General features: G+C 63.5%; 13 protein-coding genes. 10 read left to right on the plus strand and 3 right to left on the minus strand.

What is annotated here, in order from left to right:
- Nucleotides 1-5 precede the first annotated feature (5 nt).
- Entirely contained in the window at nucleotides 6-206 is a 201-nt protein-coding gene (locus tag H7K34_RS12700; RefSeq protein WP_264062260.1) for a ferredoxin, read from the minus strand.
- Between the two features lie 61 nt (nucleotides 207-267).
- Nucleotides 268-969, minus strand: coding sequence for an SDR family NAD(P)-dependent oxidoreductase (locus tag H7K34_RS12705; protein WP_264062261.1), 702 nt, complete (start codon nucleotides 967-969; stop codon nucleotides 268-270).
- Between the two features lie 278 nt (nucleotides 970-1,247).
- Between H7K34_RS12705 and H7K34_RS12710 the strand changes: the two genes are divergently transcribed.
- Together H7K34_RS12710 and H7K34_RS12715 are read left to right on the plus strand one after the other, a co-directional pair.
- Nucleotides 1,248-2,750 (plus strand): aldehyde dehydrogenase family protein, encoded by a 1,503-nt coding sequence (locus tag H7K34_RS12710; RefSeq protein WP_264062262.1) that lies wholly within the window; start codon nucleotides 1,248-1,250, stop codon nucleotides 2,748-2,750.
- The gene (locus H7K34_RS12715) at nucleotides 2,747-3,952 is read left to right on the plus strand and encodes a CaiB/BaiF CoA transferase family protein (protein ID WP_264062264.1); all 1,206 of its coding nucleotides are present in this window, start codon (nucleotides 2,747-2,749) and stop codon (nucleotides 3,950-3,952) included. Before H7K34_RS12710 ends, H7K34_RS12715 begins: the two co-directional genes overlap by 4 nt.
- 21 nt (nucleotides 3,953-3,973) lie before the next feature.
- Here H7K34_RS12715 and H7K34_RS12720 read toward each other — a convergent pair whose 3' ends face one another.
- Entirely contained in the window at nucleotides 3,974-4,237 is a 264-nt protein-coding gene (locus H7K34_RS12720; protein WP_264062265.1) for a hypothetical protein, read from the minus strand.
- Nucleotides 4,238-4,325: 88 nt separating this feature from the next.
- On the opposite strand from H7K34_RS12720, the gene H7K34_RS12725 reads away from it, so the two are divergent.
- Genes H7K34_RS12725 through H7K34_RS12760 form a run of 8 tightly spaced genes read left to right on the plus strand, consistent with a single transcriptional unit; the run spans nucleotide 4,326 to nucleotide 13,842 of the window.
- A complete protein-coding gene (locus H7K34_RS12725) occupies nucleotides 4,326-5,144 on the plus strand; it encodes an MlaE family ABC transporter permease (RefSeq protein ID WP_264062266.1) in 819 nt (272 codons plus the stop codon).
- 7 nt (nucleotides 5,145-5,151) lie between these two features.
- Nucleotides 5,152-5,997, plus strand: coding sequence for an ABC transporter permease (locus H7K34_RS12730; protein WP_264062267.1), 846 nt, complete (start codon nucleotides 5,152-5,154; stop codon nucleotides 5,995-5,997).
- Nucleotides 5,998-6,016: 19 nt separating this feature from the next.
- Nucleotides 6,017-7,279 carry an MCE family protein gene (locus H7K34_RS12735; RefSeq protein WP_264062269.1) on the plus strand — a complete coding sequence of 421 codons (1,263 nt, stop codon included), beginning with the start codon at nucleotides 6,017-6,019 and terminating at the stop codon, nucleotides 7,277-7,279.
- Nucleotides 7,276-8,298 carry an MCE family protein gene (locus H7K34_RS12740; protein ID WP_264062270.1) on the plus strand — a complete coding sequence of 341 codons (1,023 nt, stop codon included), beginning with the start codon at nucleotides 7,276-7,278 and terminating at the stop codon, nucleotides 8,296-8,298. The genes H7K34_RS12735 and H7K34_RS12740 overlap by 4 nt, the downstream gene beginning before the upstream one ends.
- Nucleotides 8,298-9,416, plus strand: coding sequence for an MCE family protein (locus tag H7K34_RS12745; protein ID WP_264062271.1), 1,119 nt, complete (start codon nucleotides 8,298-8,300; stop codon nucleotides 9,414-9,416). Before H7K34_RS12740 ends, H7K34_RS12745 begins: the two co-directional genes overlap by 1 nt.
- Nucleotides 9,413-10,834: an MCE family protein gene (locus H7K34_RS12750; protein WP_264062272.1), complete on the plus strand. Its 1,422-nt coding sequence runs from the start codon at nucleotides 9,413-9,415 to the stop codon at nucleotides 10,832-10,834. Before H7K34_RS12745 ends, H7K34_RS12750 begins: the two co-directional genes overlap by 4 nt.
- Nucleotides 10,831-12,114 carry an MCE family protein gene (locus tag H7K34_RS12755; protein WP_264062273.1) on the plus strand — a complete coding sequence of 428 codons (1,284 nt, stop codon included), beginning with the start codon at nucleotides 10,831-10,833 and terminating at the stop codon, nucleotides 12,112-12,114. Before H7K34_RS12750 ends, H7K34_RS12755 begins: the two co-directional genes overlap by 4 nt.
- Nucleotides 12,115-13,842, plus strand: coding sequence for an MCE family protein (locus H7K34_RS12760; RefSeq protein ID WP_264062274.1), 1,728 nt, complete (start codon nucleotides 12,115-12,117; stop codon nucleotides 13,840-13,842). It abuts the gene before it with no gap.
- Nucleotides 13,843-13,903: the final 61 nt, after the last annotated feature.

The following is a 13,903-nucleotide window of genomic DNA, read 5'->3' on the forward strand; positions in this document are numbered from 1 at the left end:
TCCCTTTAGGTCTCGTCGGTGATCATGATCGCCTGCTCCGGACACGATTGCGCGGCCTCACGAACCTGGTCTTCCTGGTCGGCGGGCACCACCTCGTTGACCGCCGACGAACTGCCGTCAATGTCGCTGAGCTCGAATGAATCCGGCGCAATCATGGCGCACAGGGTGTGGCCCTGGCAGCGATCTGAATCAACCCAGACCTTCACGATGTCTCCTCCTGGGGCTGCGGTGTGGCTGGCGTTACGGTAGTCCCGCCGACGACGTTGCTCAGGTGTTTCGGCCGCCGTTCACGCCTAATATCTGGCCGGTGATGTAGCCGGCTTCCTCGGATACCAGGAACGCGCAGGCGGCCGCGATGTCTTCGGGCTTGCCGATCCGGCGCACCGGGGTCCGCGCGATGGTCTCGTCGATGTCGCCGAGATAGCCGCGTTGCTCGGCGCTGCGCAGCATTGGGGTGTCGATGAAGCCGGGCGGCACCGCATTGACCGTGATCCCGCTGGGGCCGTACTCGAGGGCCAGCGATTTGGTGAGCCCATTGACCGCCGATTTGGCCGCGACGTAGTGAGACATATAGGGAGCGCCGGAATGTGTGCTCGACGACGAGATGTTGACGATTCGTCCCCACCCCGCCTCGACCATGTCGGGCAGCACCGCCTGAATCGTGTGGAAAACCCCGTGCAGGTTGACGTCGACGACACGCTGCCAGTCCTCGAACGTGATGTTGCTGAACCGCTTGAATCCATCCAGACCCGCGGCGTTGACCAGAATCGCCACCGGTCCCAATTGCGCGCGGATTGCCGACAGCGCGGCATCCACCTGGGACCTGTCCGTCACGTCGGCGGTGAAAGACAATTCGGCGTCCGACGGCCGCAGATCGATGGTCGCGACGTCAAGGCCGTCGGCACGCAGCCGATGCGCGACCGCCAGGCCAATCCCTGATCCGCCACCGGTGACCACCGCGGTCTTCACGCCAAGGCCCCTGGGCTAAATCCGGCCATCTCAGTCACAAAGAATCTCCTTCGCAATTATGAGAACATTACTCTCACGCCGAAGTGGCGTGCAACATGCCGAGGAAACGGGCTGCTGCCTGGGCTGAGGCCAGTCGCACGCCGTCGTTCCGGTCATCGCGGCGCTGGTCAGTGCCCCTGTCCCATTCCTATGACTTTCTTGAATTCTCGAGAGTCGAATGTAAGATTCGCCCGGGAAGAGAATGAAATTTTCGTGACCGTCACCACAAGAGGAGCCGAATGCCAGCGCAGGTCACAGTGTCGGAGATCGGGAAAACCGCAGGCTCGGGGGTCGACCGCCGACTGTTGATCGATGGCCGGCTCGTCACATGCGACAGGGCATTCCCCTCGATCAATCCGGCGACCGGCGAGGTCATCGGCCATGCTCCGGACGCCGGCGTCGACGAGGCCGAGGCGGCGATCGCGGCCGCGCGCCGCGCCTTCGACACCACGAACTGGTCAACCGATGTCGAGTCGCGGATCCGCTGCCTCGATCAGCTGCACCGGGCACTGGTCGAGCACGCCGACGAGTTGCGCGAGATCACCATCGCGGAGGTTGGGGCCACCCGCGCCCTCACCCAAGGCGCGCAGCTCGACGAACCGATCAACATCGTGCGTTTCTATGCCGACTTGCTCCGCAGCTACGCATTCTCCGAAGACCTCGGCGAAAGAGAATCGCGAGGCATGCAGCACCACCGCTGGGTCGAGAAAGAGGCCGCCGGCGTTGTCGCGGCGATCATCGCCTACAACTACCCGAATCAGCTCGCGCTGGCCAAGCTGGCGCCGGCGCTGGCGGCGGGTTGCACCGTAATCCTCAAGGCTGCGCCGGACACACCACTGGTCACCCTCGCGCTCGGTGAGCTGATCGCCAACCACACCGACATCCCCGACGGCGTCGTCAACGTGCTGAGTTCGTCGGACGCCGCCTCCGGAGAGGCACTCACCACGAGCCCCGATGTCGACGTGGTCACCTTCACCGGGTCGACGCCCGTTGGCCGCCAGATCATGGCCGCGGCAAGTGCGACGGTAAAGCGCGTCTTCCTGGAACTGGGTGGCAAGTCGGCGGCGATCATGCTCGATGACGCCGACTTCACTGCCGCCGGCATGTTCGCGGCGTTCAGCATGGTCACCCACGCGGGGCAGGGTTGCGCACTGACGTCACGGCTTCTGGTGCCCAGGTCGCACCACGACGAGATCGTCGAAATCATCGCGGGCAACTTCGCCAAGGTGCGTCACGGAGATCCGGCCGATCCAAAGACGTTGATGGGCCCGTTGATTAATGAGCGTCAGCGGGACAAGGTCGACGGCATGGTGCAGCGCGCCGTGGCCGCCGGGGCGACTCTGATCGCCGGCGGCAAGCGGCTGGATCCCGGCTTCTTCTATGCGCCGACGTTGCTCACCAATGTCGACCCCGACAGCGAGATCGCGCAGGACGAGGTCTTCGGGCCGGTGCTCGTCGTGATCGCGTTCGACGATGACGACGACGCGGTGCGCATCGCCAACAACTCGGTGTATGGCTTGGCGGGTGCGGTGTTCAGTCGCGACCAGGATCGAGCCCTTGCCGTGGCGCGCCGGATCCGGACCGGATCGTTTTCGATCAACGGCGGCAATTACTTTGGGGCGGACAGTCCGTTCGGGGGCTTCAAACAGTCCGGTGTCGGTCGCGAGATGGGTGTCGCCGGACTCGAAGAGTTCTTGGAGCGCAAGACGTTTGCCGTTCCGGTCATGGGAGGCAACAAATGAGGCCGTTGGAAGGCATTCGCGTTCTCGAGGTCGCCATGTACGGGTTTGTCCCGTCGGCGGGCGCCGTGCTGGGCGAATGGGGCGCCGATGTGGTCAAAGTCGAGCACGCGGTGACGGGCGACCCGCAGCGTGGACTTCGGCAGACCGGCATGTTGCGCGTCGAAGGCGATCCGAATCCCAACATCGAGCACGCCAACCGCGGCAAGCGCAGTGTCGGCCTCGACATGTCGGTTCCCGAGGGCAAGGAAGTGCTTTACGAGTTGGCCCGCCGCTCGGACGTGTTCTTGACCAGCTTCCTGCCCGGCGCCCGGCAGAAGTTCGGCATCGACGTCGACGACATTCGGGCGGTGAACCCGTCGATCATCTACGCGCGGGGCAGCGCGCTCGGCCCGCGCGGTGAAGAAGCGACCAAGGGCGGCTACGACATGACCGCCTTCTGGTGTCGGGCCGGAACGGCGGCCACCATCACCCCGATGGGGATGCCCGGAATGATCGCGGCGCCCGGACCCGCCTACGGCGACACCATCTCTGGGACGAACTTGGCGGGAGGCATTGCGGCGGCGTTACTCAAGCGCGAGCGCACTGGTGAACCATCCGTCGTCGACGTGTCGCTGCTGGGCAGCGGACTGTGGTCGATGGGACACACCGTCGCATTGACCAAGCACCTGAACCAGCGACTCGAGGCACCGCCACCCGGTGTGCACGGCGCACCCAACAACCCGTTGGTAGGGCTGTACACGACATCGGACGGCCGCTACATCTCCTTCGTGATGATGCAGCCGACGAAGTTCTGGGCCGACGTTTGCCGGCACGTCGAGCTGCCCGAGCTGGCCGACGATCCCCGGTTCGCCACGATCGACCAGATCACTGCCAACACGGCGGAAGCCGTCGAGATCTTGACCAAGGCCATCGCAACCCGCACGCTTGCCGAGTGGAGCGAACGCTTTGCCACGTTGGCCGGGCCATGGGCCCCGGTCCAGGACACGTTGCAGGCAGCCGATGACTCGCAGATCCGGGCCAACGAATATGTCGTTCGGGCAGGCGAACTCGACCTGGTCGCTAACCCCGTCCAGTTCGACGTCACCGCACCGCAAACCGGGCCTGCACCCGGATTCGCGGAACAAACCGACGAAATCCTGCTGGAATTGGGACTCGATTGGGACCGCATTATCGAGCTCAAGACGGCCGGTGTCGTCACGTAGAACCGGAGCAGCCTTAATGTCTCAGCCCACCAACAAAAGTGACGCTTCCTGTTCGCGCGCTGCGGTTACAGGTTGTGCAATAACGATTCTGCGTTTTTGCTCCACCTTGGACTCGGCATGAGTCATAATCTCGGAACGCTTCAAGACGCCGGGCTCTTCGTTTTGATGCGCCCACTCGCGCGACTGAACGGAGACACAGGCGTGAGGAAGGGAAATGCTGCCCCGCCAGCGATAGACGCTGAATTTCGACTGCCCACCGTGCATTTCATTGCCGGCAGCATTCACTCGGGATTGTTGGTTGAGCCGAATCTACCTCAGCCGTTGCACAACAACAAGACTGTCGGTCTCGTAGCTTGGGAAGGGGTCGACGCCGATGGCGACTAAGGGCGCTGACCACTGGTCAACGGGATTGCCTGCGCTGAAACTGAAGTGGGACCTCTCGGGTCCCATGCAGGCGGTCGGGGCGCTGTTCGCAATGTCGGCCGACGCGGTGAAGTTCGCGTTCCGCCGGCCGTTCCAGTGGCGGGAGTTTTTGGAGCAGTCCTGGTTTGTCGCGCGCGTGTCGCTGGCTCCCACCTTGCTGGTAGCGATCCCGTTTACCGTCCTCGTCAGCTTCACGCTCAACATCCTGTTGCGCGAACTGGGCGCGGCGGATTTGTCCGGTGCGGGTGCCGCGTTCGGTGCCGTCACCCAGCTCGGCCCGCTGGTCACGGTTTTGATCGTGGCGGGTGCGGGTGCTACGGCGATGTGTGCGGACCTGGGATCGCGAACAATTCGCGAAGAAATCGACGCGATGGAGGTGCTGGGCATCAACCCAGTGCAACGGTTGGTCACACCGCGCATGTTGGCTTCCGGATTGGTTGCCTTCTTGCTCAACAGCCTCGTGGTGATCATCGGCGTCCTTGGCGGCTACGTCTTTTCGGTATTCGTGCAAGACGTCAATCCCGGCGCGTTCGCCGCGGGTATCACCTTGCTCACCGGTGTGCCCGAGGTAGCCATTTCGTGCGTCAAGGCAGCGCTTTTCGGCCTCATCGCAGGTTTGGTCGCCTGCTATCGGGGCCTGTCGATCACCGGTGGGGGCGCAAAGGCCGTGGGCAACGCGGTGAACGAAACCGTGGTCTATGCGTTCATGTCCCTGTTCGTCGTCAACGTGGTCGTCACCGCGATCGGCATCAAGATGACGGCGGAGTAGGGCTGCCATGGCGCTGAGGGGCGTATATCCGCGATTGAGCCGCCAGTTCGAGAGGCCCGTCGCCGCGCTGGGCCGGATCGGCGACCACACCCAGTTTTACGGGAAGTCGCTCGCCGGAATACCTTTCGCAGCGACCCACTACAGGCACGAAGTCGTACGGCTGGTTGCCGAGATCAGCATGGGCGCAGGCACTTTGGCGATGATCGGCGGGACCGTCGTGATCGTCGGCTTCCTGACGCTGGCGGCGGGCGGCACGCTGGCCATTCAGGGCTACACCTCGCTGGGCAATATCGGCATCGAGGCACTGACGGGCTTTTTGTCCGCGTTCATCAATGTGCGCATCGCGGCACCGGTAGTCGCTGGGATCGGTCTGGCGGCCACCTTCGGCGCCGGGGTCACGGCTCAGCTGGGTGCCATGCGGATCAACGAAGAAATCGATGCGTTGGAGGCCATGGCCATTCGCCCGGTTTCCTATTTAGTGAGCACCAGGATCCTGGCGGGAATGCTGGCTATCACCCCGTTGTACAGCATCGCCGTAATCCTGTCGTTCGTCGCCAGCCAGTTCACCACGACGTTCTTACTCGGACAGTCGCAGGGCTTGTACCAGCACTACTTCAACACGTTCCTGAATCCGATCGACCTGTTGTGGTCGTTCCTGCAGGCCATCCTGATGGCGCTCACCATCCTGCTGATCCACACCTACTACGGCTATTTCGCTTCGGGCGGGCCGGCTGGCGTGGGCAATGCGACCGGTAACGCCGTGCGCACCTCGCTGATCGTCGTGGTGTCGGTAACGCTGTTGGTCTCGCTGTCTATTTACGGTACTAACGGCAACTTCAACCTGTCCGGCTAGCAGAGGAGGTGCAAAGGAAGTGACGCAGAATGTGCCAGCGGGTCGCGGCGCGGTCGCCGGCCGACCCCCGCGCGCCGGCCATGCCCGGCCGCCGGCCGGACGAAATTACCTGCCACCCCTGCTCGGGCTGATCACCGTCATCAGCATCTGCCTGATTTTCGCCTTTGCGGTAGGGCTGTTTCAGGGCTCTTTCACCGAATCCGTTCCGGTGACCGTGATTTCGCAACGAGCCGGCCTGGTGATGAACGCGGACGCCAAGGTCAAGATGCGCGGCGTCCAAGTGGGCAAGGTCGCTTCGATCGACGCGCTGCCCGACGGCAAAGCGGCCATTCACTTGGCGATGGACCCATCGCAGATGCACTTCATTCCCAGCAATGTGCTCGTCGATATCGCGTCGTCGACGGTGTTCGGCGCGAAGTCCGTCCTGCTGGTCGAACCCGACCAACCCTCGGCGCAGCGGCTACACGGTGGCCAGACGCTGCAGGGCCAGCACGTCATGGTCGAAATCAATACGGTGTTCCAGCAATTGGTATCGGTCCTGTCCCAGATCGACCCACCGAAGCTCAACGAGTCACTGGGCGCACTGGCACAAGCGTTCAGCGGGCGGGGCCCACGGCTCGGCCAATCCCTGAGTGACCTGGATTCGTTTCTGGCCAGGCTGGAGCCGAGCCTTCCCGCATTCCGCCATGACCTCGCGGTCCTGCCTGCTGTGTCCAACGCCTACGCCGACGCGGCACCAGACCTGGTGAAGACCGCTTCCAACGCGACCCGGATCAGTAAGACGATTGTGGAGGAGCAGCAGAACCTGGATGCGTTGCTGATCAGCGCGATCGGCTTGGCGGACATCGGCAACGACGTGTTGTCGGCGAACCGCCAACCGTTGACGGATGTGATGCATCTGCTGGTGCCGACCACCAATCTGACCAATGAGTACGGCCCGGCGCTCACCTGCGCTTTCGGCGGACTCGTACAGTTATCGCACGGTGCGCCCTTGTCGGAACCGAGCATCAACATCTCGGCGAGTCTCACGTGGGGTGCCGAACGCTACCGGTATCCGACGAACCTGCCCAAGGTCGCGGCGACGGGCGGCCCGCAGTGCGTGGGTCTGCCGAAGCTGCCGTTCAACACGTCCCCGCCGCAATTGATCGCCGATATCGGCGCGAACCCGGTGGGATTCGGAAACCCACAGCTGTTGATCAACTCCGACCTCCTCAAACAGCTGTTGTACGGGCCGATCGCGGGCCCACCACGCAACCCCGCTCAGATCGGACAACCCGGATGAGAACGCGCGCAACGCTAATCAAATTCGGCGTCTTCGTGGTGGTGATGGCGATCCTTACGTCGTTCCTGTTCTTCATCTTCGGCCAGTACCGAACGGGTTCGACGAACGGGTATTCGGCGGTCTTCACCGACGTGTCGCGTCTTAAGCCGGGCCAGTCGGTACGAGTCGCCGGGATCCGGGTGGGCACGGTCGATAGCGTGTCGCTGCAACCGGATAAGAAAGTTGTGGTGAAGTTCGACGCCGACCGCAACGTCGTGCTCACCGAGGGCACCAGGGCGGCGGTCCGCTACCTCAACCTGGTGGGCGATCGCTACCTCGAACTCGTCGATGGTCCGGGCTCGACCAAGCATCTGTCGGCCGGCGGTCAGATCCCCGTCAACCGCACCCAGCCGGCGCTTGACCTCGACCTCCTGCTCGGCGGACTCAAACCCGTTACCCAGGGCTTGAATGCGCGCGACGTCAACGCGCTCACCTCAGGGTTGTTGCAAGTCTTCCAGGGTCAGGGCGGCACCCTCGAGTCGCTGTTCGCCAAGACGACGTCGTTCTCGAACGCCTTGGCCGACAACGATCAAACCGTGCAGCAACTCATCGACAACCTCAACATCGTGATCGGCACGGTTTCCAAGGACGGCACCCAGTTCTCGGGTGCGATCGATCGCCTCGAGCAGCTTGTCAGCGGCCTGTCGAATGACCGTGACACGATCGGGTCCGCCATTGACGCCTTGGATAAGGGAACCGCCTCGCTGGCGGATCTGCTTGCCGAGGCCCGCCCGCCGCTGTCCGGCACCATAGCTCAGTTGAATCGGCTGGCCCCGATACTCGATGGCGACAAGGACCGCCTCGACGCCGCCATCCAAAAGGCGCCCAAGAACTACCGCAAGCTGGTCCGACTCGGCGTGAACGGCGCCACCATCCCGTACTACCTCTGCCAGTTCGGTCTCCGCGGCACGGACCTTCAGGGTAAGACCGTGCGCGCCAATATCTTTAGGTCAGAAGCAGGAAGGTGCACAGAACCCTAATGCTCAAATATCGCGGAGGTGGTCGGGTCAAGGCGGGGTTCATCGGCGTCGCCCTGGCGGTAATGGTCATCCTGGTGGGCCTGTCGCCCGACCGGTTCATTTCCTGGGCGACGATGGTCCGCTACCAAGCACTGTTCACGGAAGGCGGCGGTATTGCGCCGGGCAACCCCGTCATTGTGTCGGGGATGAAGGTCGGCACGGTGTCGGATGTGTCGCTGAGCCACGGCGATGCTCTGGTGACGTTCACAACCAAGGGCAGCGTTCTGCTCGGGTCAGAGTCCACCGCGCATATTCGCACCGGGTCGCTGTTGGGTGAGCGGATGCTGACGCTGGAGTCCGCCGGCGGTGGCACGCTGCATCCGCTGGCTCTCATCCCCATCTCGCGCACGTCCTCGCCCTACTCGTTGACCGAAGCGGTCAGCGATCTGACCTCGGACACCGCCGGTACCGACACGACAGCGCTGAATCAGTCGTTGGACACGCTGGCGGCGACACTCGACCAGATCGCGCCGCAAATGGGGCCGGCCTTCGACGCACTCACCCGGCTATCGCGCACCCTGAACAGCCGTAACAAGAACCTGAGCGAGCTTTTCAAGTATGCCGGTGACGTCACCGGCATACTCTCCGAACGCAGCCAGCAGGTCAACAAGCTCATCCTCAATTCCGACTCGTTGCTGCAAGTCCTGGTGGCACGGCGACAAGAGATCGTGGACCTGCTGGCCAACACGTCGGTGGTGGCCAAACAGCTGACGGGGTTGGTGCACGACAACGAAGCGACATTGGCACCGACGCTGGAGAGGCTGAACCGGGTGACCGAGGTGCTGGAGAAGAACCGCGACAACATCGCCAAAGCGCTGCCGGGCCTCGCCAAATTCGAGATCACGGTCGGCGAGGCCATCTCGGGTATGTACGCCTATCAGGCGTTCGCCCCGAACTTCCTTGTCCCGCAACTCTTCCAGGAGTTGTTCGACTACCTCTGGGGCTTCCGTACCTTCGACACTTCGAAGGGTCCTGGCTTCCCATCGCCGGTACCTCGGGCGCTGACTCCCTGGCCGTACAACTCGATTCCGCAGTGTCCTGGCTGCACGTTGGGTGGACGGATCGGAGGATCACAATGACCTCCCGCATCCCGCGCAACCGGCTTACGGCCGTGGCGGCGGTTGTCCTGGTCGTGCTGTTCGTCGCCGGCGTCGCCGTAGTCGTCCGTAACGTGGTCTTCGGCCCACGGACGATTACCGCTTATTTCACCACCGCCACCGCGATCTACCCCCATGACGAGGTGCGGGTTTCGGGTGTCAAGGTCGGGAACATCAAATCGATTGAGCCGCAGGGTAAACAGGCCAAGATGATCCTCGAGGTCGACCGTGGCGTGTCGATTCCGGCCGACGCCAAGGCGGTTATCGTCGCCCCGAACTTGGTCGCCGCCCGCTACGTCCAGCTCTCACCGGCCTATCGCGATAAAGGTCCGGTCATGCACGACGGGGCAGTCATACCGGTCGAACGCACCGCGGTGCCGGTCGAGTGGGACGAGGTTAAGACCCAGTTGATGCGGCTGGCAACGGATTTGGGACCCAAGAGCGGGGTATCGGGCACATCCGTGGGCCGGTTCATCGATAGCGCCGCCAGTGCACTCGACGGTGGTAACGGCGACAAGCTGCGGCAAACACTCGGTCAATTGTCGGGTGTGGCCCGGATCCTCGCCAACGGCAGCGGCAACATCGTCGACATCATCAAAAACCTGTCGACCTTCGTCGGTGCGCTGCGTGACAGCAACGTTCAGCTCGTCCAGTTCAACGACCGCCTGGCCACGCTTACCAGCGTGGTCAACGACAGCAAATCCGACCTGGACGCGGCGCTGACAGACCTGTCGACGGCGGTCGGCGAAGTACAGCGATTCATCGCCGGCACTCGCAACCAGACCAGCGAGCAGATTGCCAGATTGGCCGACGTCACACAGAACCTGGTCGATCACCACATGGCGCTGGAAAACATTTTGCACGGCGCTCCGAATGCGCTGGGCAACTTCTTCAACGACTACAACGCCGACACCGGAACCATCGTCGGAGGGTTCGGGCTCATGAATATGGCGAATCCCACCTGGGGCGGTCAGGTTCTGCTGTCCGTTCCGGGCTGCACGCAAATCGGCGCCATCGAGAACATCACCGCGGTCGAAACGGGCAAGCTGTGCGCCCTGTTCATCGGACCAGGATTGCGCCAAACCAGCTACAACAACTCGCCACTTCCCCTCAACCCGTTCATCTCCAAGTCGATTGACCCGGCCAGGGTCCTCTACACCGAACCGCGCTTGGCGCCCGGCGGCGAGGGCCCGAAACCCGCTGCACCTGAGATCCCGCCCGCGGTATCGGCCTATACGGGCCTGCCGGGTGATCCGGTGGGACCGCCGGGGGCGGTGCCGCCGGAGCGGATACCGGGCGCGGCGATGCCGCTGCCACCGCCACCGTCGACACCGATGCCACCACCACCGGCGCCGACCGTGTCGGACATGCTGCTGCCGGCCGAAGGGCCACAACAGTGATCGCCCGGATTGCGGCTCGGCGGATGTTCACCGCCGGCTGTTGCGTGGCGTTGTCGGTGTCGGGGTGCGCATTCCACGGCCTGAATTCACTACCGCTACCGGGTGCGGTCGGACGCGGGCCGGGGGCCAACATCTACCACGTCGAGCTCCCGAATGTCGGTACGATGGAGTCGAATTCGCCGGTGATGATCGACGACGTCGTCGTCGGCAGTGTCGGTGCGATGAAGGTGCAAGGCTGGCACGCCGACGTCGAGATCTCGGTCAAGCGCGATGTGGTGGTCCCGGCCAACGTGGTGGCCAGCGTCGGTCAGACCAGCCTGCTGGGCTCCATGCATGTGGAACTCAACACTCCGTTGGGGCAGTCGGGAACTGGACGGCTGCAGCCGGGCGCCACGATCCCGCTGAGCCGGTCGTCGGCCTACCCGTCGACCGAGCAGACGCTGTCGTCGCTGGGCGCGGTCGTCGATGGCGGTGGACTGGGACAGATCGGGGAGGTCATCCACAATTTCTCGGCCTCGCTGTCGGGGCACGAGGGTGCGGTGCGTGATCTGCTTACCCGCCTGGACACGTTCGTGGGGACTTTGGACGACCAGCGGGAAAACATCGTCGCCTCGATCCAGGCGCTGAATCGGCTGTCAGTCACCTTCGCCGAGCAACGCGACGTTGTCACCGAGGCGCTGCACAAGATACCGCCGGCGCTCGATGTGTTGATCAAGGAGCGGCCGCGGCTGACCGAGGCCCTGGATCACCTTCGCGCGTTCAGCAATACGGCCAACAGGTTGGTCAACGACTCCGAAGCCGATCTGGTGAAGAACCTCCAGAACCTGGAGCCGACCATCAAAGCGCTCGCCGACGTCGGACCCGAGTTCGGCGCGGCTATCGCGGCGGGCTTCGTGTTCCCGTTCACCCAGAACTTCGTCGACCGAGCCGTTCGAGGCGACTTCTTCAACCTGCATTTCGATTTCGACCTGACGATCCCACGGCTCAAGAAGGGATTGTTGCTGGGAACCCACTGGGGGCAGCTGGACATGCCCGTGCCACCGGTGCCCGGAGACCCATATCGCATGAATTACACACTCGATCCCTTGCATAACCCCATCCGGCCACCGTGGGTCGATCCCAATGCGCTTCCGTTGCCGCCGCCGCCAAACGGGGTCCCGCTGCCGGGGCCGTCATCGGGCTACGGGCCCCCGCCCGGGCCTGCGTCGGCTTCGACACCTGACGCGGGTCTCGGTCAGACGCAGTCACCGGCAACGGCACCGACGGAAGGTGGCGGATAGATGCTGACGCGCTTCGTTCGGATCCAGCTGTGGATTTTCACGATCGTCGGGACCATTGGCGTGATCTCGATGGTGCTGTTCTACATCCAAGCGCCCACCCTGCTGGGCATTGGCAAGATGACGGTGACACTGGAGCTTCCGGCTACCGGCGGCCTGTACCAGTTTTCCAATGTGACTTACCGTGGGGTTCAGCTCGGCAAGGTGACGTCAGTGGGTTTGACGCCGACCGGCGCGAAAGCGACGCTGTCCCTTGACACTTCACCCAAGGTCCCCGCAGACCTGACAGCAGCGGTGCTCAGTGTCTCCGCGGTAGGTGAACAGTACGTGGACCTACAGCCCAAAACCGATTCGCCGCCGTACTTGCACGACGGTTCGGTAATCTCCGCGCGCAACTCGACGATTCCGCAGGCGGTCGGGCCGATGCTCGAGCAGCTCAATGCGTTGGTCGGCAGCATCCCGAAGAACAAACTCGGCCAATTGCTCGACGAGACTTTCCAGGGCTTCAACGGATCCGGTTACGACCTGGGGTCACTGATCGATTCCTCGAAGACACTGTCCCGCGACGCCAACGGCGTCGTCGATCGCACCATAGCCCTAACCGAAGACACTGGGCCGTTTTTGGATACGCAAGCGCGCACCACCGAATCGATTCGGACATGGGCACGCAGCTTCGCCGGCATTTCGGATACGTTGGCGAACAACGATTCCCACTTCCGTACCATCCTGCAGAAGGGTCCTGACGCTGCGGACGAGGCGTCCAGGCTCCTCGAACAAATCAAACCGACGCTGCCGGTATTGCTTGCCAACCTGACCACCATTGGACAGATCGGCGTCACGTACCACCCTTCGATAGAGCAGTTGCTGGTTCTGCTGCCGTCGGGGGTCGCTATCGAGCAGGCCGCTTCGGGCGAAAACCATCCCGACGGTAGGGCTTACGGCGACTTCGCAGCTACGGTCGACGATCCGCCGATTTGCACGGTTGGCTTCATGCCACCCAACACCTGGCGATCTCCGGACGACCTCACCGACATCGACACACCAGACGGGTTGTATTGCAAACTTCCGCAGGATTCGCCGATCGCGGTTCGTGGTGCCCGCAACTATCCCTGCATGGGCCACCCGGGTAAGCGCGCGCCGACCGTCGAGATCTGCAACAGCGACAAGCCGTACATGCCGTTGGCGATGCGCCAGCACACCACCGGCCCGTATCCACTGGATCCGAACCTACTCGCCCAGGGCGTTCCGCCCGACGACCGGATTACCGCCGACAACCGAATGTTCGGCCCGCTCCAGGGAACGCCGCTGCCGCCGGGAGCGGTGCCGCGCGGTGCACCCGCGGGGCCCCGGGGAGAAAATCCCCCACCGGACACTGTTGGGGCCGCTGTTCCCCCAGTGCCGTCGTTGGGACCACGGCTGGCGCCGATATCGCCGATGTCGGCTGATATCCCGGCTTTTGCGCCACTCGACGTCCCCGCACCGGGCGAGCATCCCGCACCTCCGCCGCCACCACCGGCCCCCGCCCCACCGGATCAGGTCGACGGCGGGCAGCCTCAGGCGGCGCCAAGTTCGTTCGGGGGCAACGCTTCTAAGCCCGCGCCGTCGGTCGTGGTGGCAAAATACGATCCACACACCGGGCGCTATGTCGGTCCGGACGGCAAGCTGTACCAGCAGTCGGATCTCGTTGCTCCGAAAGCGCCTAAGACGTGGAAGGACATGCTTCCGACCTGACGCCACCGTGACACGATCCGAGCCGCGATGCGACCCGGGCTGGCGGGTTAACCGGGCTACA

Origin of the sequence: Mycobacterium montefiorense (assembly GCF_025823255.1) — a bacterium.
GTDB lineage: Bacteria > Actinomycetota > Actinomycetes > Mycobacteriales > Mycobacteriaceae > Mycobacterium > Mycobacterium montefiorense.

Bases quoted from the DNA above. Each gene is read 5' to 3' on its own strand.
- H7K34_RS12750 (WP_264062272.1), top strand. From the start codon at position 9,413: ATGACCTCCCGCATCCCGCGCAACCGGCTTACGGCCGTGGCGGCGGTT.
- H7K34_RS12760 (WP_264062274.1), top strand. From the start codon at position 12,115: ATGCTGACGCGCTTCGTTCGGATCCAGCTGTGGATTTTCACGATCGTC.
- H7K34_RS12745 (WP_264062271.1), top strand. From the start codon at position 8,298: ATGCTCAAATATCGCGGAGGTGGTCGGGTCAAGGCGGGGTTCATCGGC.
- H7K34_RS12710 (WP_264062262.1), top strand. From the start codon at position 1,248: ATGCCAGCGCAGGTCACAGTGTCGGAGATCGGGAAAACCGCAGGCTCG.
- H7K34_RS12730 (WP_264062267.1), top strand. From the start codon at position 5,152: ATGGCGCTGAGGGGCGTATATCCGCGATTGAGCCGCCAGTTCGAGAGG.
- H7K34_RS12715 (WP_264062264.1), top strand. From the start codon at position 2,747: ATGAGGCCGTTGGAAGGCATTCGCGTTCTCGAGGTCGCCATGTACGGG.
- H7K34_RS12725 (WP_264062266.1), top strand. From the start codon at position 4,326: ATGGCGACTAAGGGCGCTGACCACTGGTCAACGGGATTGCCTGCGCTG.
- H7K34_RS12740 (WP_264062270.1), top strand. From the start codon at position 7,276: ATGAGAACGCGCGCAACGCTAATCAAATTCGGCGTCTTCGTGGTGGTG.